Source organism: Rhodopseudomonas sp. BR0G17, from assembly GCF_010907025.1.
Classification (GTDB): Bacteria; Pseudomonadota; Alphaproteobacteria; order Rhizobiales; family Xanthobacteraceae; genus Rhodopseudomonas; species Rhodopseudomonas palustris_H.
In genome coordinates, this window is sequence record NZ_QUML01000037.1 from 22678 (window position 1) to 43519 (window position 20842).

A 20842-nucleotide genomic window follows, 5' to 3' on the forward strand; every position below is an offset into this window, starting at 1 on the left:
GCCGGCAATGTACGTAATCGTACGCGGTGCTGAATTAAGGAACTCGCAAGCGGGTGGAACTCAGAGTACCCGCGGTGCAGGGGCGCAGTCTCGGCTGAGTCAGTGATGGTGAGTCCGGTTCGATGCCGGGCCATCGTCGGGTGACGGCGCGCGCCATGGTCTTTCTCACAGGATGATGTCGATGTTCGCCAAGATCACCATACGTACCAAGATTACTGCGCTGGTCGCCGCTCTGCTGATCGCCCTGTCGGGTCTCGGCGCGCTTGCGGTGGTCGAGATGCGGTCGCTCAATGCCGCGTCGACCGACATCGCGACCAATTGGCTGCCGAGTGTGCGGATTCTCGGCGAAATGCGGGCCTATGTGCTGAGCTATCGCGGCGCCCTGCGCGATCACATCCTCGATCTCACCGCAGAGGGCAAGGATGGTGCGGACAAGCGTCTGACCGCTGCTCAGACGGCGCTCGACAAGGCGAATGGCGATTATGAAAAGCTGATCTCATCGCCGGAGGAGCGGGCGCTCTTCAACGAGTTCGCGAAGGGGTGGACCGACTACAAGGCCACCGTTGGAAAGGCCATCGAGATCTCGCGTGGCAGCGTCGGCCAGTATCCGGCGTCGGCCTGGGACTACGTGAAGAAGAACCTGGTCCCGATCGCAATGCGGATGGATGAAACCCTGCAGAAGGATATCGACCTCAACAACAAGGGGGCGCAGACCTCGACCGAAACGGCTGACACCACTTACAGCTTCGGTTTCGGTCTCGTCGTCACGATTCTCGCGCTCGCCTTTGCGCTCGGAATCGCCATGAGCGTGCTGGTGATCCGGGACATCATCAGCGCGATCGCATCGATCATTTCGCCGATGCAGGACCTCGGGAAGGGCAATCTGGCAGCGGAGGTGCCGCATCGCGGCGAGCCGACCGAAATCGGCCGGATGGCGGATGCGCTGCAGATCTTCAAGGAGGCGCTGATCGCCAAGCGCGATGCCGATGCCGCGGCCGCCAAGGAGGCCGAGGAGAAGATCGCGCGCGCCCAGCGGGTCGACAGCGCGACCCGGCAGTTCGAACACGCCATCGGCGAGATCGTCGACACCGTGTCGTCGGCCTCGACTGAACTCGAAGCCTCGGCCAGCACGCTGACCTCGACCGCCGAGCGCGCCCAGGAACTGGCGACGTCGGTGGCGGCGGCTTCCGAGGAAGCCTCCACCAACGTGCAGTCGGTGGCGTCGGCGACCGAGGAAATGACGTCGTCGATCACCGAGATCAGCCGCCAGGTGCAGGAATCGGCGCGCATCGCCAACGATGCGGTCGACCAGGCGCGCCGGACCAACGAAAGCGTCAGCACCTTGTCGCACGCCGCCAGCCGGATCGGCGACGTCGTCGAACTGATCAATACCATTGCCGGGCAGACCAACCTGCTGGCACTCAACGCCACGATCGAAGCGGCGCGTGCCGGCGAGGCGGGCCGTGGCTTCGCGGTGGTGGCGGCCGAAGTGAAGGCGCTGGCGGAGCAGACCGCCAAGGCCACCGGCGAGATCAGCCAGCACATCACCGGCATCCAGACAGCGACCGGCCAGTCGGTCGACGCCATCAAGGAGATCGGTCAGACCATCGGCCGGATGTCGGAAATCGCCTCGACCATCGCTTCGGCGGTGGAAGAACAGGGTGCCGCCACGCAGGAAATCTCTCGCAACGTGCAGCAGGCTGCGCACGGCACCCAGCAGGTGTCGTCGAACATCACCGACGTGCAGCGCGGCGCCACCGAGACCGGCTCCGCCTCGTCGCAGGTGCTCTCCGCCGCGCAGTCGCTGTCGCAGGACAGCAACCGGCTGAAGGTCGAGGTCACCAAATTCCTCGACACCGTACGGGCGGCGTAACTGCCCCCGGCTCGCGGAGGCAAGGTCTGCGAAGGCGCAACGCTCAACGACCTCGTGGCCGGGCTCTGTCCCGGCCATTTGCCTTTGGGGTGTTGTCCGAGAAAGGTGCGGTATCTGACTGTTTGTTGGTGCGCCATCGATTAGTTCGGGCGCCTACCGTCCAAGAAACTGAACCTGATACTCAGAATGCGTCCATCTCGGCTAAAGGAGCGCATCCTCTACTCTGCAATGCCGCCCTGCACCCTGTGATTGGACAGCCGTTCTGACCGAAACCATGGCGAGGAAAACTGCCGTCCCGACTGCTAATCAGCCCCGGCGCCGCGCAATGCTCCAGTCGTCCTACTTGCTCAGTAGTTCTACGGGGGCGTGGTTTAACCCCCCCTCAATCTGCAAGCTGCACATTGGTTCCAGAATTGGATCGGTGACTGCGCCCCTGTGCTCGCTGTGGTGCGCGGTGTCGTACCAATTCCTGTTATTTGGTCTTCCATCAGACGAGTAGATGCCGATGCTTTCCAGACTGTCGATTCGTACCAAGATCATCGCGCTCGTAGCGCTGCTTCTCGTGGCCGTGTCAGGGATCGGTGGCCTGGGTCTGCTTAAGATGCGGACCCTGAACGACTCGACGGTCGACATCGCCACCAACTGGCTGCCGAGCGTTCGCGTCCTTGGCGACATCCGAACCACACTGGCAATGTACCGCGTGACCCTGCGGGCTCATGCGATGGAAGCGACCGCGGAAGGCAAGGCGACGGCTGCGAAGCGAATTGCCGGTGTCGAAGAGGTCATCAACAAGCAGCTCGCCGCCTATCGCAAGATGATCACTTCGCCGGAAGAGAAGGCGCTGTACGAGGAGTTCAGCAAGGAGCTGAACGTCTATCTCGATGGAGCCAAGAAGGCGATCGAGATGTCGCAGCAAAGTCTCGGTCAATCCACCGCGGAGCTTGGCGTCTACCTGACCAAGACGCTTGGCCCGATCGGCAGCCGCGTTGACGCGGTCCTGCAGAAGAGCGTGGATTTGAATAATAACGGCGCCGATCAGTCGACCGCGACGGCGGAGGCCGCTTATAGCTCGGCGGTCATGATCGTCGTCAGCATTCTGGTGCTCGCGATGGCTTTCGGCTTCATCGCCAGCTATCTGGTGATCCGCGACATCAGCCGCGGTATCGCGTCGATTATCGAGCCGATGCAGGCGCTGGGCCAGGGCAATCTCGCTGCCGAGGTGCCGCATCGCGGCGAGTCGACCGAAATCGGCGCGATGGCGGATTCGCTGCAGATCTTCAAGGAAGCGCTGATCGCCAAGCGCGAGGCTGATCTCGCCGCAGCCCGCGAGGCCGAGGAAAAGATCGCGCGCGGCCACCGGGTCGACGCGGCCACGCGGCAGTTCGAATCCGCGATCAGCGAAATCGTCGAGACGGTGTCGTCGGCCTCCACCGAGCTGGAGGCATCGGCCGGCACGTTGACCTCGACCGCCGATCGCTCCCAGGAGTTGGCGACCTCGGTCGCCGCAGCGTCCGAAGAAGCCTCCACCAACGTCCAGTCGGTCGCCTCCGCGACCGAGGAGATGTCGTCGTCGATCACCGAGATCAGCCGTCAGGTGCAGGAGTCCTCGCGCATCGCCTCGGAAGCGGTGGACCAGGCGCGCAAGACCAACGACAGCGTCGGTGATCTGTCGGAAGCGGCGAGCCGGATCGGCGACGTCGTCGAACTGATCAACACCATCGCCGGCCAGACCAACCTGTTGGCGCTCAACGCCACGATCGAGGCGGCGCGCGCCGGCGAGGCCGGTCGCGGCTTCGCGGTGGTGGCGGCTGAGGTCAAGGCGCTGGCGGAGCAGACCGCGAAAGCCACCGGCGAAATCGGCCAGCACATCTCGGGAATCCAGTCGGCGACCAACGAGTCGGTCAATGCGATCCGCGAGATCGGTATGACCATCGGGCGGATGTCCGAGATTTCGTCGGCGATCGCCGCCGCGGTCGAGGAGCAGGGCGCCGCCACCCAGGAAATCTCCCGCAACGTGCAGCAGGCGGCGCATGGCACCCAGCAGGTGTCGGCGAACATTACCGACGTGCAGCGTGGCGCGACCGAGACCGGTTCGGCCTCCGCCCAGGTGCTGTCGGCGGCCCAGTCGCTGTCACAGGAATCGAGCCGGCTGAAGATCGAGGTCACCCGGTTCCTCGATACGGTCCGCGCGGCCTGATCGCCGCGCCGTCTTTCCCCTTCAACTCCGCGTCATGCCCGGCCTCGTGCCGGGCATCGACGTTTTTGAGCATTTCTGATTTCGACGGAATCAGGACCGCACTTCCTAACGGTCGCAGCTTGCAGAACCTCATGGTGAGGAGGCGCGAAGCGCCGTCTCGAACCATGTGCCGCAAGCCCTGCGGCTCCTCATCCTTCGAGATGCCCGGCTTTGCCGGGCTCCTCAGGATGAGGACTTTAGTGCGCTTGGAAAGGCCAAGTTCGCTTCAATCAATCGATGAAGCGCTCTAGGGGGGAGACGGCGCTGCGCGCCCTCTCACCGTGAGGTTCTGTCTGCGGTGAGTCCGCCAAAGCGCGGCTCTGATTCCATCAGAATGCAATCGCCCTCAGGCGAAGCGCTTGGCGATCAGCAGGCAGAGCAGCACCGAACCAGACGTCGCCATCACGATCGCCATGTTGGTCAGGTTCTGAGTCAGCATCGAGAGCCATGCGCCGCCTACCGCGACGGCCGGCTTGCGTCGTTTCGCTTTGGAGGTTTTGGCGGCCATGGCGCTATCCGGTCAGGGGCGGTGATCGGGCATGTTCCCGATCCGGCGCCGAGTATCCGGCGTAGCGTTGGCCAAAGCCTTAACCGGGACGATGTTCAGCCTCTGATCACGCTCCATGGTTTACGGATCTCGGCTCCGTGATGGTTCGATGTCTGGTCAGACGAGGCATGCGGTTTGCAAGCTCGCCTTCAGATTGAATCTGGCCGAAGCCGTCCGCAGTTTTGTGCCAAATCAAACCATTTGGCAGGGCTCTTTTGTTAGATTGAGAATTGATAGCGCCTGTTACAATCGTTCTAAACTCCCGATGGCGCCGGCTTGAATCTCTTGACCTTCACGGCGCCGATTGGAAGAACGAGTAATGACCCAAACCCCCCTTCATAACGGCCACAGCCATCACCAGCCGATCCTGCTGGGGAACGCGCGACGCGGCTATCGCGGCGTCGTCCAGGCGATCGATCCGCACCGCGGCACGTCGTCGTTGCAGCCGATCGAGTTGGAAAGCCGACTGATCGAACTCGGCTTCGTCGAGGGGGCCAAGGTCGAAGTGTTGCACGAGGGTATCATCGGCCGGGATCCGATCGCGGTCCGGGTCGACAACATCACCATCGCGGTTCGCCGCCGCGAGGCGATGGCCATCGTGTTGATGTGACGCGCAGATTGCAGCTTCTTGATTTGGCGATTGCGCGATGAGCTCGATCGATTCTCAGCCGTTCAACCTTGCCCTGGTTGGAACACCCAATAGCGGCAAGACTTCCCTGTTCAACGCGCTGACGGGTAGCCGCCAGAAGGTGGCGAACTACCCGGGCGTGACCGTCGAGCGCAAGACCGGCCTGTTCACCACGCCGGCCGGCCGCGTCGTCAGCCTGGTCGATCTACCAGGCACCTATTCGCTGCGCGGCCGCAGCCCCGACGAAGAGATCACCCGCGATGTTGTGCTCGGCCGCAAGTCGGGCGAGCCGGTGCCGGATCTGGTGCTGTGTGTTGCCGACTCGACAAACCTGCGGCTGACCTTCCGGCTGATGCTGGAATTGAAGGGGACCGGCCGTCCGCTGATGCTCGTGCTGAACATGTACGACATCGCGATGCGCCGTGGCGTCACGGTCGATGTTGAGAAGCTTTCGGCGCAGCTTGGTATTCCGGTGGTGACGTCGATTGCGGTCCGCAAGGGCGGCACCGCGGAGCTGCTGAAGCGGACCGATGAATTCGCCGCTCAGACGCCGGCGCCCGCGACCGACACCAATTGGCGACCGCTGTCCACCAGCGAGCTGCGCGCCCTGCAGCGCGAGGCCGACCGCATCATCGGCGAGTGCGTCAGCCTGCCGGCGCGGCCCCACACCCTGACGGCTCAGATCGACCGGGTGGTGCTGCATCCCGTCGCCGGCCTGCTGATCCTGATCCTGATCCTGTTCGTGATGTTCCAGGCGGTGTTCTCCTGGGCGCAGCCGATCATGGAGCTGATCTCCGGTGGCTTCGAAGCTCTCGGCGCCTTCGTCCAGGCCAATTTGCCCGAGGGGCTGCTGCAGAGCTTTCTGCAGAACGGCGTGATCTCCGGCGTCGGCAGCGTCCTCGTGTTCCTGCCGCAGATCATCATCATCTTCCTGTTCATCCTGCTGCTGGAAGATCTCGGCTACATGGCGCGCGCCGCGTTTCTGATGGATCGCATCATGGGCGGCGCCGGTCTGCACGGCCGCGCGTTCATTCCGCTGCTGTCGAGCTTTGCCTGCGCGATCCCCGGAATCATGGCGACGCGCGTGATCGACAACCGCCGCGATCGCCTCACCACCATCCTGATCGCGCCGCTGATGACCTGCTCGGCGCGCATTCCGGTCTATACGCTGATCATCTCGGCGTTCGTGCCGGCCAAGGATGTGTTCGGCTGGATCAATCTGCAGGGGCTGGTGATGTTCGGCCTCTACACCGCGGGCATCGTCAGCGCCCTGACGGTGTCGGCGCTGGTCAAGTTCTTCATGTGGCGCGACTACGAGCCGGCGCCGTTCATGCTCGAACTGCCGGACTACAAGCTGCCGCGGCTGAAGAGCGTGGCCATCGGCATCTATATCCGCGCCAAGATGTTCCTGCAGCGCGCCGGTACCACCATCTTCTCGATGATGGTGCTGATCTGGTTCCTGGCCTCGTTCCCGCGGCCGCCGATCGGCGCGACCGAGCCGGCGATCGACTACAGCCTGGCCTCGATCATCGGTCACGCGGTCGAGCCGGTTCTGGCGCCGCTCGGCTTCAACTGGCAGATCGCCGTGGCGCTGATCCCCGGCATGGCGGCGCGCGAGGTCGCGGTCGCGGCGCTCGGTACCGTCTATGCGATCGAGGGCGGCAAGGAAGCGGCCGAGCAGATCGGCCTGGTGCTTGCCTCGAAGTGGAGCTTGGCCACCGCGCTATCGCTGCTGGCCTGGTTCGTGTTCGCGCCGCAATGCGCCTCGACGCTGGCGGTGATCAAGCGCGAGACCGGAAGCTGGCGCTGGATGGGCGTCACCTTCGTCTACATGTTCGTGCTCGCCTATATCGCCAGCCTGATCACCTACAACGTCGCCGTCGCCCTCGGCGCCGGCTAGTGCCGGCGTCAACGAGCGCAGTCCAGTGCTGCGCTCTAGGTCGCTCGGCCTAGAGCGCTTCATCGATTGATTGAAGCGGATTTGGCCTTTGCCAAGCGTCCGAAGTCCTCATCCTGAGGAGCCCGGCAAAGCCGGGCGTCTCGAAGGATGAGGAGCCACATCGCCTGCGGCGCATGGTTCGAGACGGCGCTTCGCGCCTCCTCACCATGAGGCTCTACGAGCTGCGACCGCTAGGAAGTTCGGTCCTGATTCTGTCAAAAGCAGAGATGCTCTAGGCAAAGCCTGCTGGTGAAGAGACGCGCCGCGCCGTCTCGAACCATTTGCCGCGCGACATGCAACCGCTCGTCCCGTCGAGACGCCCGGCTCTCCCGGGCTCCTCGGGACGAGGCGTCAGTCAATGTGGGAAAGCCATCTTGGCGATGGCGAGCGGCAGGCCGTCGCTGGCCTAGAACACCGCGATCGGCTGCGCCGCGTAGCTCGGGCGGATTTCGGCCTGCGGCTGCACGGCGCGCAGCACCGCCTTGGCGATGCCGCGGCCACGATCGTCGATCCCTGTCCACTGCGCATGGCGGCCGCGGGAATCCACCTCCAGCAGCTTGACGCCCTGCGGCACGTCCTGGCCGTCGCGCACGACGCCGCGCAGGATGCCGTCGCACGGCGCCCGCACCGGAACGCCGCCGAGGTGACCGATCGGATAGCCGTTGAAGACACGGCTGCCGATCTCGACCGCGGTTCGCCATCGGCCGCTGGCCTGAGAATACTGGAAGCGCTCGGCTCCGACGCCGCCGAGCGGGCTGGCGACGCCATCGGCCGCATCGGTCCAGCCGGAGCCGACGATCAGGCCGCTGCGGCCGGGACGGGTTTCGATCGCAACGTCGCAGTTCACTGCGGTCGAGAAGCCGGGCCCGAGGCCGACGCTGACGCGCGCGAGCCCGCGCAGGTCCGGCGTGACCCGGTGCTTCTGCATCCGCGCATCGATCAGCACGTCGACCATGCTGATCGGCAGCAGGTCCGGCAACGCCAGCCAGGTCACCAGCACATTGTCGGAGCGGCGCAGCGCTTTGAAAATCTGAGTGGCGTGATCGACCCGCTCGCCACGCACGCCTTCGACCGTGACTTCGTCGCCGTACAGCGCGTCGTGAAACGACATCTTGCGGCGGATCACCGGCGGAAACGGATCGTGCGACATCACCACACAGCAGCCGGCGCGGTGCAGATGCACAGCGACGGCGGAGGCGATCTCATTAGTCCCGAGCACGACCGCGAAGCCGCCGGCGCTGAGTTGGAGAGGCTGCGTCATCACCACCACGCTGTGTTCAGTGTCTGGAGCCTGTTTAAGCAAGAGCCGGACCAGACCGAGTAGGAGTTGTTAGTGGTAATCGGTGGCGGGTTTTGATGTCGGAAAGCCAACGTTGTGTCGGGTTGTGCGGCGCGAGCGGTGTCGCTGTAATGACATCGGATGGCAACTAGGTGTGGTTTGTCGGCCTAAATCGAACGTCGTAGCGGTTGGCCCGGTTCATGCAAGTTCACTTGCAACGAAACCGATGGAGACCGTCCCGTGCACCCTGAACCACTGCACGCAGAGCGGCCCGAACCCGCGCCCTCTTCGCCCCCTGCCGGGCGCCCCGCAGAGATGCCTCCTGGTATGCCGGCCGGAATGCCGTCGGCCACAGGTGGCGCCTGTCCGTTTCACAATGATCAGCGCGAGGCGCGCGTCGGCAAGCAAAAGACGCTGGTCCTGACCGGCGCGTCGCGCGGTATCGGCCATGCCACCGGCAAGCTGTTCTCCGACGCCGGCTGGCGCATCATTACCTGCTCGCGGCAGCCGTTCGCCGATGACCGCTGTCCGTGGGCGACCGGCCTCGAGAACCACGTCGCGGTCGAACTCGCCGACCATCGCGCGGTCCCCCGGGCGATCGACGAGCTGAAAGAGAAGCTCGGCGGCGGCCCATTGAACGCCCTGATCAACAATGCGGCGATCTCCCCCAAGAACGCCGAAGGCGAGCGGCTGACGTCACTGAATACGCCGGTCGGGACGTGGATGAGCGTGTTCCACGTCAACCTGCTGGCGCCGGTGATGCTGGCGCAGGGGCTGTTCGACGAACTGCGCGCCGGGCAGGGCTCGATCGTCAACGTCACCTCGATCGTCGGCTCGCGCGTGCATCCGTTCGCCGGCAGCGCCTATGCCACCTCGAAAGCGGCGCTGACCTGCCTGACCCGTGAGATGGCGCATGATTACGCGCCCTACGGCATCCGGGTGAACGCGATCGCGCCGGGTGAGATCAAGACCGACATCCTGTCGCCCGAAACCGAGGCCATGCTGGCGCCGACGATTCCGATGCGGCGGATCGGAACGCCGGAGGAAGTCGCCAAGGTGATGTTCTTCCTGTGCTCGGATGCAGCCAGCTACGTCACCGGTGAAGAAATTCACATCAATGGCGGTCAGCACGTCTGAGTGTCGGCTTCAGGCGAATAGTTCGCAATTAGTTGCGGTTGACTAGCAATCACACACGGCGGCCTGCTGGCTGCCGCTCTTTTGGTCGGTCAGTTTTGCGCTGCGTCAATGCGGTAACGGCGGCGGACTGGTGCTAGAGTAGTAATCAGTTGATTATCAGCATTTTTATCAGTGGTAATGAACTAAGCAGAGCTAGCCATAACTTCCGCAGCGATGCAGCCAAGATGAGCACGACATCTGGTTGGAATTCATCCACAATCTCGCAATGCTCCGGATCTGACGGGGGAAGGCTCGGGAGCGATGGAGACGAGCTATGGCTCAGCGCGAAATCCGCCTTGTCGAAAACGAGTACCCGTCGCCGTCGATGACCCATCCTCCGATACCGCTGAGTGATATCGCGCTCACCGGCATTTTCGAGATCTCGAAAATCCTCACCTCACCGGCGCGGCTGGAGATCACGCTCGCCAACGTCGTCAACCTGCTGCAGTCGTTCCTGCAGATGCGCAACGGCGTGGTGTCGCTGCTGGCGGATGACGGCATCCCGGATATTACCGTCGGCGTCGGCTGGAACGAGGGCAGCGACAACCGCTATCGCGCCCGGCTGCCTCAGAAGGCGATCGACCAGATCGTCGCCACCGCGGTGCCGCTGGTCGCCGACAATGTCTCCGCCCATCCGATGTTTACCGCCGCCGATGCAATGGCGCTCGGCGCTACTGACGAGACCCGGGTGTCGTTCATCGGCGTGCCGATCCGGATCGATTCGCGGGTGGTGGGGACGCTGAGCATCGATCGCGTCCGTGACGGCCGTTCGCATTTCCGGATGGACGCGGACGTGCGCTTCCTCACCATGGTGGCCAATCTGATCGGCCAGACCGTGAAGCTGCACCGCGTCGTCACCCGCGACCGCGAGCGGCTGATGGCGGAGAGCCACCGGTTGCAGAAGGAACTGTCCGAGCTGAAGCCGGAGCGCGAGCGCAAGCGGGTCAAGGTCGACGGCATCGTCGGCGAGAGCCCGGCGATCCGCAAACTGCTGGCCAAGGTCAGCATCATCGCCAAGTCGCAGTCGCCCGTGCTGCTGCGCGGCGAGTCCGGCACCGGCAAGGAGCTGATCGCGAAGGCGATTCATGAGCTGTCGGCGCGCGCCAACGGCCCGTTCATCAAGATCAACTGCGCGGCGCTGCCGGAATCGGTGCTGGAGTCCGAGCTGTTCGGGCATGAGAAGGGCGCGTTCACCGGCGCGATCGCCTCGCGCAAGGGGCGGTTCGAGCTCGCCGACAAGGGAACGCTGTTCCTCGACGAGATCGGTGAGATCTCCGCGTCGTTCCAGGCCAAGCTGCTGCGCGTCTTGCAGGAGCAGGAGTTCGAGCGGGTCGGCGGCAACCAGACCATCAAGGTCAATGTCCGTATCGTCGCTGCGACCAACCGTAATCTGGAAGAGGCGGTGGCGCGCAAGGAGTTTCGCGCCGACCTGTACTACCGCATCAACGTGGTGCCGATGATCCTGCCGCCGCTGCGCGACAGGCCCAGTGACATCCCGCTGCTGGCGACCGAATTCCTGAAGAACTTCAACAAGGAGAACGGCCGCGAGCTGGCCTTCGAGTCGCACGCGCTGGATCTGCTGAAGGCCTGCTCGTTCCCCGGCAACGTCCGCGAGCTGGAGAACTGCGTGCGCCGCACCGCCACCCTGGCGATGGGGCCGGAAATCCGCGACAGCGATTTCGCCTGTCACCAGGACGAGTGCCTATCGGCGATCCTGTGGAAAGGCCACACCGAACCGGCGCCCGAGCGTCCGCGCCCGGAAATTCCGCTGCAGGTCCTGCCACGCAAGGCGCCGGTGGAAATCGTGCATCCGCGCGAGCCGGTCGCATCAGCAGATGATTTTGCGCCGGCGCCGGTCCGTTCGGAGATCCCGTCCGACGAATCGAACATGTCGGAGCGCGAGCGGCTGATCAACGCCATGGAGCGAGCCGGGTGGGTGCAGGCGAAGGCCGCGCGCATTCTCGGCCTCACGCCGCGCCAGATCGGCTATGCGCTGAAGAAGCACAACATCGAGCTCAAGCACTTCTGACGCGTCTTGCACGCGATCATCGGTCAAACGCGCGACGCTGTCCGGCGCCGCGCGTTTTGTCTGTCTGTGGGGCGCTTCCAAGCAGATCATTCTGGTGTCTTGCGAAGTTCGATGACGGGTCAGAGCACCTGTCAGACTTGCGACAAGTGTCGGGGGCCTTACACCGGCGCGGGCCCTCTGAGGCGACAAATAGTTCTTTAAAATCAATTATCACGCATCTGGCACGCGGCTTGAAAGACAACTGGTCAGCAGCACTCTGCGAACCAGGAGCCGACCATGGCCTACAAGATTGTTACCTCCCAGTGCACCGTCTGCGGTGCGTGTGAATTCGAATGCCCGAACGCCGCGATCAGCATGAAGCGCGGCACCTATGTGATCGACGCGACCAAGTGCACCGAGTGCGAAGGTCAGTTCGACAAGCCGCAGTGCGTCTCGGTCTGCCCGGTCGACAACACCTGCGTGCCGGCCTGACGCGTGATCTTGCAAGACGGCCGACGCCTTGACCGTCGGACGCCGTCTTCAACGGATCGCCGCGCCCGCGGATCGGGATTGATCTTCGCCGGCTCGGTTGCAGCACCATCACCCACCGTCAAGCCGTCTGTCGTGCGGCGATCGAACGAGGCCCGGATATGAGCAAGCTGCTGCAACTGCACGATTTCAGCGCGCTGGGAACGGCGTCGTTCGACGAGATGCGCAAGAGCGCAGCGCAATCGGGCTGCAGCAGCAAGGGCGGCGCCGGCAAGACCGGCTGCGGCTCGGCCGCAGGTCCCAGCGATCTGCCGCCGGAAGTTTGGGAGAAGGTGAAGAACCATCCCTGCTACAGCGAGCAGGCGCACCATCACTTCGCCCGCATGCACGTCGCGGTCGCGCCCGCGTGCAACATCCAGTGTAATTACTGCAATCGCAAATACGATTGCGCCAACGAATCCCGCCCCGGCGTGGTCAGCGAAAAGCTGACCCCGGAGCAGGCCGCGCGCAAGGTCGTCGCAGTGGCCTCGACCATCCCGCAGATGACCGTGCTCGGCATCGCCGGCCCGGGCGATGCGCTCGCCAATCCGGCCAAGACCTTCAAGACCTTCGAGTTGGTCACTGAGACCGCGCCCGACATCAAGCTTTGCCTGTCGACCAACGGCCTAATGCTGCCCGACTATGTCGAGCAGATCGCCGCCATGAAGGTCGATCACGTCACCATCACCATCAATATGGTGGATCCCGAAGTCGGCGCGAAGATCTATCCGTGGATCTTCTACAATCACCGCCGCTACACCGGCGTCGAGGCTTCGAAGATCCTCAGCGAACGGCAGTTGCTCGGCCTGGAGATGCTGGTCGCGCGCGGCATCCTGGTGAAGGTCAACTCGGTGATGATCCCGGGGATCAACGACGAGCATCTGATCGAGGTCAACAAGGCGGTGAAGTCGCGCGGCGCCTTCCTGCACAACATCATGCCGCTGATCTCCGAAGCCGAGCACGGCACCGCGTTCGGCCTGTCCGGCCAGCGCGGCCCGACCGCGCAGGAGCTGAAGGCGCTGCAGGATGCCTGCGAAGGCGAGATGAACATGATGCGGCATTGCCGACAGTGCCGTGCCGACGCCGTCGGCCTGCTCGGCGAAGACCGTAGCGCCGAATTCACCACCGAAAAGGTGATGGCGATGGACGTCGAATATGATCTCGCCGCGCGCCAGGCCTACCAGGCCAAGGTCGAGGCCGAGCGCGACGCGATCGCGGTCGCCAAGCGGCGCGAGCTGGACAAGCTCGCCGACGAGACCGCGACCATCAAGATCCAGGTGGCAATCGCCACCAAGGGCGGCGGCGTCATCAATGAGCACTTCGGCCACGCTCACGAATTCCAGATCTACGAAGTGTCGACTGCCGGTGCGAAGTTCGTCGGTCACCGGCGTGTCGATCTGTATTGCGAAGGCGGCTACGCCAGCGAAACCGGCATCGAGCCGATCCTCAAGGCGCTGAACGACTGCACCGCCGTCCTGGTTGCCAAGATCGGCATGTGCCCGAAGGATTCGCTCGCGGGTGCCGGCATTGAGGCGGTCGAGACGTACGCGTTCGAATACATCGAGCAGTCGGTGATCGCGTACTTCAAGGAGTACCTCGAGCGCGTCGGTAAGTCGGAGATCCGCCACGTCGCGCGCGGCGATGCCACGATCCGCCAGGGCGCTTTTACCGAGGCTTAGGGCGAGCGCAACGAAGGGGAACGGCCATGGCCTACAAGATCGTCGCCTCGCAATGCACCGGCTGCTCGGCTTGCGAGCCGCAGTGCCCGAATGTGGCGATCTTCGAGAAGGGCGGCACCTTCGCGATCGATCCTTCGAAGTGCTCGGAGTGCATCGGCCACTACGACGAGCCGCAATGTGTCGCGGTGTGCCCGGTCGACGGCACCTGCGTGATCGACAATTCCGTCCCGCGCTACCAGGCAGCATGAGGCGATTCCGATGGATATGAGCTTCACCCCCTCGGCCGAGAAATTCATCCGTCGCATGCTGCGGTTCAGCGGCGGCACCGGCGGCTTCCGCCTGGTGGTCAGCGCCGGCGGCTGCTCCGGCCTGTCGGCGCAGTTCGATATTGCCGGCGCGCCGCACACCGGCGACGCGGTGGTCGATCGCGGCGACTACAAGCTGTTTCTGCCGGAATCGAGCCTGAAGCTGCTCGAAGGGGTGGTGATCGATTTCATGGAGACGCCGACCTCCAGCGGCTTCATGTTCCACAATCCAAAGGGATCGAACTGTCAGTGCGCCAGCGACAGCGGCTCCAAGCCGGCTGCCGGTCTGCACCAGCTGCGGGAGCTGTGAGCCATGCCCGACCTGATGCACAGCGAACTGACGATGTCTGGTCCGGAGCAGTCGCTGCTGGCCGGGGCGCTGCTCGGCGCCGGTCTGCCGGCAGATGCGCATCGGCATCTCGAACTGGCGGGCCGTGACTATCAGAGCGAGGCGCTGGCTGAGCAGCATCTGCGCGAAGCTCATCTGCTGGCGCCCGACCATGCCGCAGTGCTGATCGGGCTGTACCGGTTCTATTTCTATAAGGGCCGCCTCGGCGAGGCACTGGAAGTGGCGCAGGCCTGCCTGTGCAAGGCGGCGCGCGACAACGGCCTCGCCTCCGACTGGCGCAACGTGCGCCGCGGCGATGCCGAGTTCTCCAGCTATTCGGCGGTGCTGCCGCGGTTCTATCTGTTTGCGCTGAAGGCCTACGCCTATTTGCAGATGCGGCTCGGCCAGCTCGACGAAGGTCATGCGGCGGTCGAAAAGCTGCTCGAACTCGATTCGACCGACAAGGTCGGCGCTGCCGTGCTGCTCGAGGTGTGGCGGCGGATAGGGCAGGACGATGACGACTGACATCGACGAAGCCCGTGATTGGCAGGGCAATGAGGTTGATTGTGCGTCGTGCCCGCATCACGAGCTGCTGTCCGCCGGGCTGTGCGAATTGAAGAAGGCGTGTGTCCAGGATCGCTATGCGCGGCGGCTGGAGCGGTTCTTCCAGCAGAACCGCCCGCTCGCTGACTCCTATCTCGACCATCCGTATTTCGAGACGCGCGCGGTTGCGGCCGGCTATGCCACGGTGTTCCTGCTGCCGAAGCTGCTGCAGGATCCGGACGAGACGGTGCGGTGGAGCGCGGCACGCCGGCTGCCGAAGCGATATCTGCTCGGCCTGCGCAGCGACCCGCATCGCGAAGTGCGGATTCGCGTCGCTTCGGTCTTGAGCGACGACGAGCTGCGCCCGATGGCGAGCGACGAGGATTATTATGTCCGCCAGATCGTGGCGCGGCGGGCATCGCCCGGCCTGCTGCCGCTGTTGGTGCTCGATCCCGATCCTGGCGTGCGCCGCGAAGTAGCTCGGCGGATCGGTCCGGAATGGCTGGCCCAGATCGCGATGGATAAGGACGGCGAAGTCCGTCTCGAAGCCGCAAAGCGAATGACGCCCGGCCGGCTGCTGGCGATGCTCGGCGATGCCGATTGGCGGGTTCGCTACGAAGTCGCCAGCCGCGTCGACGCCTACGAACTGGCGCCGCTGCTCGACGATCCCGATCCGCTGGTGCGCGAGCTGGCGCGCAGCCGCAGCGGCTTCACCGAACCTGCACAGCTCAAACCCGCAACGGAGCCCTCGCCATGAACATCGCGCGTGACAGCGACATCGTCGAGCTCGATGGCCCGCCGGACTTTGAATACGGCCAGAAGGTCCGGGCGCGGCTCAACATCCGCAACGACGGCACCTTTCCCGGCAAGGAGATCGGCGAGGTGCTGGTGAAGAAGGGCGACGAGGGCTACGTCGTCTCGATCGGCACCTTCTTGCAGCAGTTTTACATCTACGGCGTCGACTTCGTGGCGCAGGGCCGCATCGTCGGCATGAAGCGGCGGGAGTTGGTCGCGGTCGAAGCTTTTCAGGCCGAAACGCAGGAGGCAGTGTGATGACGCCGGAGCCGCGATACCAATGGGGCCAGCGCGTCCGCGCCGAGATCGACCTGTTCAATGACGGCAGCTTTCCGGACCAGCCGGAGGACGCGCTGCTGGTGAAGAGCGGCGACGCCGGCGAGATCGTCCGGATCGGCCTGCACACCGAAACCAATCGGCCGGTCTATCTGGTCGAATTCGCCGAACACCGGGTGATCGGCTGCCTCGAAGACGAAATCACCCCACTCTGACCTGTCGCCGCGGCGGCCAAGCAAAGGACCACCCTCGATGAAAGTGATGATCCGCAAGACCGCGACCGGTCACTCCGCCTATGTCGCCAAGAAGGACCTCGAAGAGCCGATCGTCGAGATGGAGAATCCCGCGCTTTGGGGCGGCAAGGTTACGCTTGCCAATGGCTGGCAGCTCGAACTGCCGGTGATGGCGGCGGACACGCCACTGCCGATCACCGTCGAAGCCCGCAAGCTCTGACCATGTCGTTGTCGCCCGACGATCTCGCCCGGCTCGACGCGCTGCTCGGAGGCGACGCGGCCGAGGCCGGTGCGCTGAAGACGGTGCGGCAGGAGCTTCCCGGCCTGTCGCTGACGCAGTGTGACGCGTCGGACATCTATGTGGAGCAGCCGTTCCGCGATTATCCGCGGTTCAGCGTTTATCTGGTCGACGGATCGAACCATTGCTGGACCATCACGACCGACGCCGCGCGCGCGACCGGCTTGGTGGTGGTCCATCACAAGGCCGCAAGAGCGATCTAACAGGGAGCAGGATCATGCCGGTACAAGCACTCGACGACATCGCCGCAGGCTTGTTGCGCGGCCGGGTGATCCCGTATCTCGGCTCGGCCTGCGTGGCGCTCGGCGAATCGAGCAGCGTGCCGACCTCGCCGGCCGAGCTGGTGGCGCGGCTGACCGCGAAGACCACGGTGCCGCACAAGGTCCGCACCAATCTCACCGGCGCCGCGCAGTACATCGAGAACTTCAAGCACCGCAAAACCCTGACGACGATGATGGCCGAGGCGTTCCGGTCCTCGCCGCAGCCGAACGAGCTGCATCGGATGCTGGCGTCGCTGTCCGAGCTGCCGCTGCTGGTCCACGCCTGGTATGACGACTTGCCACAGAAGGCGTTCGCCAATCGCCAGAATTGGGGCATGGCACAGGGCGTCAGCCAGAGCGAACATCACGGCCATTGGGTGAATTACTACAAGCCCGATGGCAGCGAGATTGCCGAGACCGCACCCGGCATCGTGACCGAAGACGAGATGCCGCTGTATGCGCCGGTCCCGGACGAGGCGCTCGGCTGGACGACGATGCTGTATCAGCCGATCGGCTCGGTCGCGCCGGCGGCCAATTTTCTGGTGTCCGACAGCGATTATGTCGAAGTCCTGACCGAGATCGACATTCAGACGCCGATCCCGCTGACGGTGCAGCAGCTGCGCAAGGACAGGAACTTCCTGTTCCTCGGCTGCCGGTTCGATACCCAGCTCGACCGCGCCTTCGCCCGCCAGATCATGAAGCGCTCCTCGGCCCAGCATTGGGCCGTGTTGCCGGATACGCCCACCCGCAACGAAGAGCGCTTCCTCGAGGAACAGTCCATCACCCGGATTGATTGGCCGCTGACGAAGTTTGTCGCCATGCTCGGCGAACTGCTGCAGAGCCAGGCGCTGACGGCGTAGGCGCTTCTTCGTCTCTTCCCACTCTCAATGAACGTCTTGGCCGGGCACGTCCCGCCTACGCCGAAGCTGCTTCGGCGCGGCGGCGGCTCGGCCATCTCCGTTCTTGCTCCAGGCCCTGCCGTACCCGTGAATGCCCGGCACAAGGCTGGACACGACGATACGTGCACTCGCCCACGTCATGGTGAGGAGCTTGGTCCTGCTTCCGTACAACGAGCACTGAATTGCCTCGCTTCGCTCGCGATGACGCAGCGAAGCCGTTTTCGAGTTGCGACAGAGTCTCGCTTAGCTCGCCCGGCCGGTATCAGTTTGTTTCGTTTCTAACAGCCGTCCCCTGGGATGTCGTCCGCTCGGCAGCGATGTCGGATTCTAAACATCTACGTACATTCTGCCCGGACATTCTACATCTCCGCGAAAACACACACTTTTTCGTCTCCGGCGAAGCTTGGCACGCTCGTTGCAAAACAGGGATCAGCAAGGCGAGGGATGGTTGGCCGAGCAGTTACTGCAAAGGGCAACGTCCGCATCTGAGCCGTGCGACGGTTTTGAACGGAAGAAGGCTGCGCCTCGGCGCAAATCGATCAAGCGGCATTAGGTCAACGGAGAGAAAACATGGCACTTCGGCAAATCGCATTCTACGGCAAGGGCGGCATCGGCAAGTCGACCACCTCGCAGAACACCCTCGCGGCGCTGGTCGAGATGGGTCAGAAGATCCTGATCGTCGGCTGCGACCCCAAGGCGGACTCCACCCGTCTGATCCTCAACACCAAGATGCAGGACACCGTGCTGAGCCTCGCCGCGGAAGCGGGTTCGGTGGAAGACCTCGAACTCGAAGACGTGATGAAGATCGGCTACAAGGGCATCAAGTGCACCGAAGCCGGTGGCCCGGAGCCCGGCGTCGGCTGCGCCGGCCGCGGCGTTATCACCGCGATCAACTTCCTCGAAGAGAACGGCGCCTATGAAGACGTCGACTACGTCTCCTACGACGTGCTCGGCGACGTGGTGTGCGGCGGCTTCGCGATGCCGATCCGTGAAAACAAGGCGCAGGAAATCTACATCGTCATGTCCGGCGAGATGATGGCGCTGTATGCCGCCAACAACATCTCCAAGGGCATTCTGAAGTACGCCTCGTCGGGCGGCGTCCGCCTCGGCGGCCTGATCTGCAACGAGCGCCAGACCGACCGCGAGCTCGACCTCGCCGAAGCGCTGGCCAAGAAGCTGAACTCGAAGCTGATCCACTTCGTGCCGCGCGACAATATCGTGCAGCACGCCGAGCTGCGCCGCCAGACCGTGATCCAGTACGCGCCCGACAGCCAGCAGGCCAAGGAATATCGCGCCCTGGCCAACAAGGTTCACGCCAACTGCGGCAACGGCACCATCCCGACCCCGATCACCATGGAAGAGCTGGAAGAGATGCTGCTCGACTTCGGCATCATGAAGACCGAGGAGCAGCAGCTCGCCGAGCTCGCCGCCAAGGAAGCCGCCAAGGCGGCCGCGTCCGCCTGATCGCATCAGCCAGGCCGGTCGCCTAGCGCGACCGGCCGCCATCCCGGCGGCCCCAGACACGAGGAACAACGATGAGCACCGCAGTCGCAGAATCCCCCGCGGACATCAAGGAACGTAACAAGAAGCTGATCGGCGAAGTCCTGGAGGCCTATCCGGACAAGTCGGCCAAGCGTCGCGCCAAGCATCTCAACACGTACGACGCCGAGAAGGCGGAGTGCTCGGTCAAGTCCAACATCAAGTCGATCCCGGGCGTGATGACGATCCGCGGTTGCGCCTACGCCGGCTCGAAGGGCGTGGTGTGGGGCCCGATCAAGGACATGGTCCACATCAGCCACGGCCCGGTCGGCTGCGGCCAGTATTCGTGGGGCTCGCGCCGCAACTATTACAAGGGCACCACCGGCGTCGACACTTTCGGCACGATGCAGTTCACCTCCGACTTCCAGGAGAAGGACATCGTTTTCGGCGGTGACAAGAAGCTCGGCAAGATCATCGACGAGATCCAGGAGCTGTTCCCGCTCTCCAAGGGCATCTCGGTGCAGTCGGAGTGCCCGATCGGTCTGATCGGCGACGACATCGAGGCGGTCTCCAAGGCCAAGTCGAAGCAGTATGACGGCAAGCCGATCATCCCGGTGCGTTGCGAAGGCTTCCGCGGCGTGTCGCAGTCGCTCGGCCACCACATTGCCAACGATGTGATCCGTGACTGGGTGTTCGACAAGGCCGCCGAGAAGAACGCCGGCTTCCAGTCGACCCCCTACGACGTCGCGATCATCGGCGACTACAACATCGGCGGCGACGCCTGGGCCTCGCGCATCCTGCTCGAGGAAATGGGGCTCCGCGTGATCGCGCAGTGGTCCGGCGACGGCACCATCGCCGAGCTGGAGAACACCCCGAAGGCGAAGCTGAACATCCTGCACTGCTACCGCTCGATGAACTACATCACGCGGCACATGGAAGAGAAGTTCGGTATTCCGTGGGTTGAATACAACTTCTTCGGCCCGTCCAAGATCGAGGCGAGCTTGCGCGAGATCGCCGCGAAGTTCGACGACAAGATCAAGGAAGGCGCCGAGCGCGTCATCGCCAAGTACAAGCCGAAGATGGATGCGGTGATCGCCAAGTATCGCCCGCGCCTCGAAGGCAAGAAGGTGATGCTCTATGTCGGCGGTCTGCGTCCGCGCCACGTCATCGGCGCCTACGAAGATCTCGGCATGGAAGTGGTCGGAACCGGCTACGAGTTCGCCCATAACGACGACTATCAGCGCACCACCCATTACGTGAAGGACGGTACGCTGATCTACGACGACGTCACCGGCTACGAATTCGAGAAGTTCGTCGAGAAGGTGCAGCCCGACCTGGTCGGCTCCGGCGTCAAGGAAAAGTACATCTTCCAGAAGATGGGCGTTCCGTTCCGCCAGATGCATTCCTGGGACTATTCGGGCCCGTATCACGGCTACGACGGGTTCGGCATCTTCGCCCGCGACATGGACATCGCCATCAATGCCCCGGTCTGGAAACTGACCAAGGCACCTTGGAGCTGAGCTGAACCTTCAC

General features: G+C 63.8%; 21 protein-coding genes. 19 read left to right on the forward strand and 2 right to left on the reverse strand.

The features are described from left to right. The first annotated feature begins 181 nt into the window (after positions 1 to 181). Together DY467_RS21735 and DY467_RS21740 are read left to right on the forward strand one after the other, a co-directional pair. Positions 182 to 1873: a methyl-accepting chemotaxis protein gene (locus tag DY467_RS21735; RefSeq protein ID WP_164638887.1), complete on the forward strand. Its 1692-nt coding sequence runs from the start codon at positions 182 to 184 to the stop codon at positions 1871 to 1873. A 505-nt stretch (positions 1874 to 2378) separates the two neighbouring features. Beyond that, complete coding sequence (locus DY467_RS21740; RefSeq protein ID WP_164638889.1) at positions 2379 to 4070, forward strand: methyl-accepting chemotaxis protein; 1692 nt, start codon at positions 2379 to 2381, stop codon at positions 4068 to 4070. A gap of 385 nt (positions 4071 to 4455) precedes the next feature. Here the strand turns inward: DY467_RS21740 and DY467_RS26265 are convergent, their stop codons facing one another. Then, a complete protein-coding gene (locus tag DY467_RS26265) occupies positions 4456 to 4617 on the reverse strand; it encodes a hypothetical protein (protein WP_205502648.1) in 162 nt (53 codons plus the stop codon). A gap of 358 nt (positions 4618 to 4975) precedes the next feature. Between DY467_RS26265 and DY467_RS21745 the strand changes: the two genes are divergently transcribed. Next, positions 4976 to 5266, forward strand: coding sequence for a FeoA family protein (locus DY467_RS21745; RefSeq protein ID WP_107346178.1), 291 nt, complete (start codon positions 4976 to 4978; stop codon positions 5264 to 5266). Positions 5267 to 5303: 37 nt separating this feature from the next. Next, on the forward strand, positions 5304 to 7184 hold the full coding sequence (gene feoB / locus DY467_RS21750; protein WP_107346177.1) for a ferrous iron transporter B: 1881 nt from the start codon (positions 5304 to 5306) through the stop codon (positions 7182 to 7184). Between the two features lie 445 nt (positions 7185 to 7629). On the opposite strand, the gene DY467_RS21755 is transcribed toward feoB, so the two are convergent. After that, complete coding sequence (locus DY467_RS21755; protein ID WP_164638891.1) at positions 7630 to 8484, reverse strand: xanthine dehydrogenase; 855 nt, start codon at positions 8482 to 8484, stop codon at positions 7630 to 7632. A 357-nt stretch (positions 8485 to 8841) separates the two neighbouring features. On the opposite strand from DY467_RS21755, the gene DY467_RS21760 reads away from it, so the two are divergent. From DY467_RS21760 to nifD, 15 genes are all read left to right on the forward strand, one after another. Beyond that, positions 8842 to 9639 (forward strand): SDR family NAD(P)-dependent oxidoreductase, encoded by a 798-nt coding sequence (locus tag DY467_RS21760; protein ID WP_349626913.1) that lies wholly within the window; start codon positions 8842 to 8844, stop codon positions 9637 to 9639. Between the two features lie 313 nt (positions 9640 to 9952). Further along, positions 9953 to 11707 carry a nif-specific transcriptional activator NifA gene (nifA, locus tag DY467_RS21765; RefSeq protein ID WP_164638894.1) on the forward strand — a complete coding sequence of 585 codons (1755 nt, stop codon included), beginning with the start codon at positions 9953 to 9955 and terminating at the stop codon, positions 11705 to 11707. A gap of 276 nt (positions 11708 to 11983) precedes the next feature. Then, positions 11984 to 12178, forward strand: a complete 195-nt coding sequence (locus DY467_RS21770) for a 4Fe-4S binding protein (RefSeq protein ID WP_011160163.1) — start codon at positions 11984 to 11986, stop codon at positions 12176 to 12178. 158 nt (positions 12179 to 12336) lie between these two features. After that, on the forward strand, positions 12337 to 13893 hold the full coding sequence (nifB, locus tag DY467_RS21775; protein WP_164638895.1) for a nitrogenase cofactor biosynthesis protein NifB: 1557 nt from the start codon (positions 12337 to 12339) through the stop codon (positions 13891 to 13893). 26 nt (positions 13894 to 13919) lie between these two features. After that, complete coding sequence (locus tag DY467_RS21780; protein ID WP_107346172.1) at positions 13920 to 14141, forward strand: 4Fe-4S binding protein; 222 nt, start codon at positions 13920 to 13922, stop codon at positions 14139 to 14141. Positions 14142 to 14151: 10 nt separating this feature from the next. After that, the gene (locus DY467_RS21785; RefSeq protein ID WP_164638897.1) at positions 14152 to 14508 is read left to right on the forward strand and encodes a HesB/IscA family protein; all 357 of its coding nucleotides are present in this window, start codon (positions 14152 to 14154) and stop codon (positions 14506 to 14508) included. Between the two features lie 3 nt (positions 14509 to 14511). Beyond that, positions 14512 to 15051, forward strand: a complete 540-nt coding sequence (locus tag DY467_RS21790) for a tetratricopeptide repeat protein (protein ID WP_164638899.1) — start codon at positions 14512 to 14514, stop codon at positions 15049 to 15051. Then, the gene (locus tag DY467_RS21795; RefSeq protein WP_164638901.1) at positions 15041 to 15826 is read left to right on the forward strand and encodes a 4Fe4S-binding leucine-rich repeat protein; all 786 of its coding nucleotides are present in this window, start codon (positions 15041 to 15043) and stop codon (positions 15824 to 15826) included. The genes DY467_RS21790 and DY467_RS21795 overlap by 11 nt, the downstream gene beginning before the upstream one ends. Beyond that, positions 15823 to 16122 (forward strand): nitrogen fixation protein NifZ, encoded by a 300-nt coding sequence (locus tag DY467_RS21800; RefSeq protein ID WP_107346168.1) that lies wholly within the window; start codon positions 15823 to 15825, stop codon positions 16120 to 16122. The genes DY467_RS21795 and DY467_RS21800 overlap by 4 nt, the downstream gene beginning before the upstream one ends. Next, complete coding sequence (locus DY467_RS21805; protein WP_107346167.1) at positions 16122 to 16355, forward strand: nitrogen fixation protein NifZ; 234 nt, start codon at positions 16122 to 16124, stop codon at positions 16353 to 16355. Before DY467_RS21800 ends, DY467_RS21805 begins: the two co-directional genes overlap by 1 nt. 37 nt (positions 16356 to 16392) lie before the next feature. Then, positions 16393 to 16593 carry a putative nitrogen fixation protein NifT gene (gene nifT, locus DY467_RS21810; protein ID WP_107357099.1) on the forward strand — a complete coding sequence of 67 codons (201 nt, stop codon included), beginning with the start codon at positions 16393 to 16395 and terminating at the stop codon, positions 16591 to 16593. A 2-nt stretch (positions 16594 to 16595) separates the two neighbouring features. Continuing rightward, complete coding sequence (locus DY467_RS21815; RefSeq protein ID WP_164638903.1) at positions 16596 to 16874, forward strand: DUF6129 family protein; 279 nt, start codon at positions 16596 to 16598, stop codon at positions 16872 to 16874. Positions 16875 to 16888: 14 nt separating this feature from the next. Then, positions 16889 to 17791, forward strand: coding sequence for an SIR2 family protein (locus DY467_RS21820; RefSeq protein WP_164638905.1), 903 nt, complete (start codon positions 16889 to 16891; stop codon positions 17789 to 17791). 609 nt (positions 17792 to 18400) lie between these two features. Then, a complete protein-coding gene (nifH, locus tag DY467_RS21825) occupies positions 18401 to 19294 on the forward strand; it encodes a nitrogenase iron protein (RefSeq protein WP_054161688.1) in 894 nt (297 codons plus the stop codon). 71 nt (positions 19295 to 19365) lie between these two features. Then, complete coding sequence (gene nifD / locus DY467_RS21830; RefSeq protein ID WP_107346162.1) at positions 19366 to 20829, forward strand: nitrogenase molybdenum-iron protein alpha chain; 1464 nt, start codon at positions 19366 to 19368, stop codon at positions 20827 to 20829. Positions 20830 to 20842: the final 13 nt, after the last annotated feature.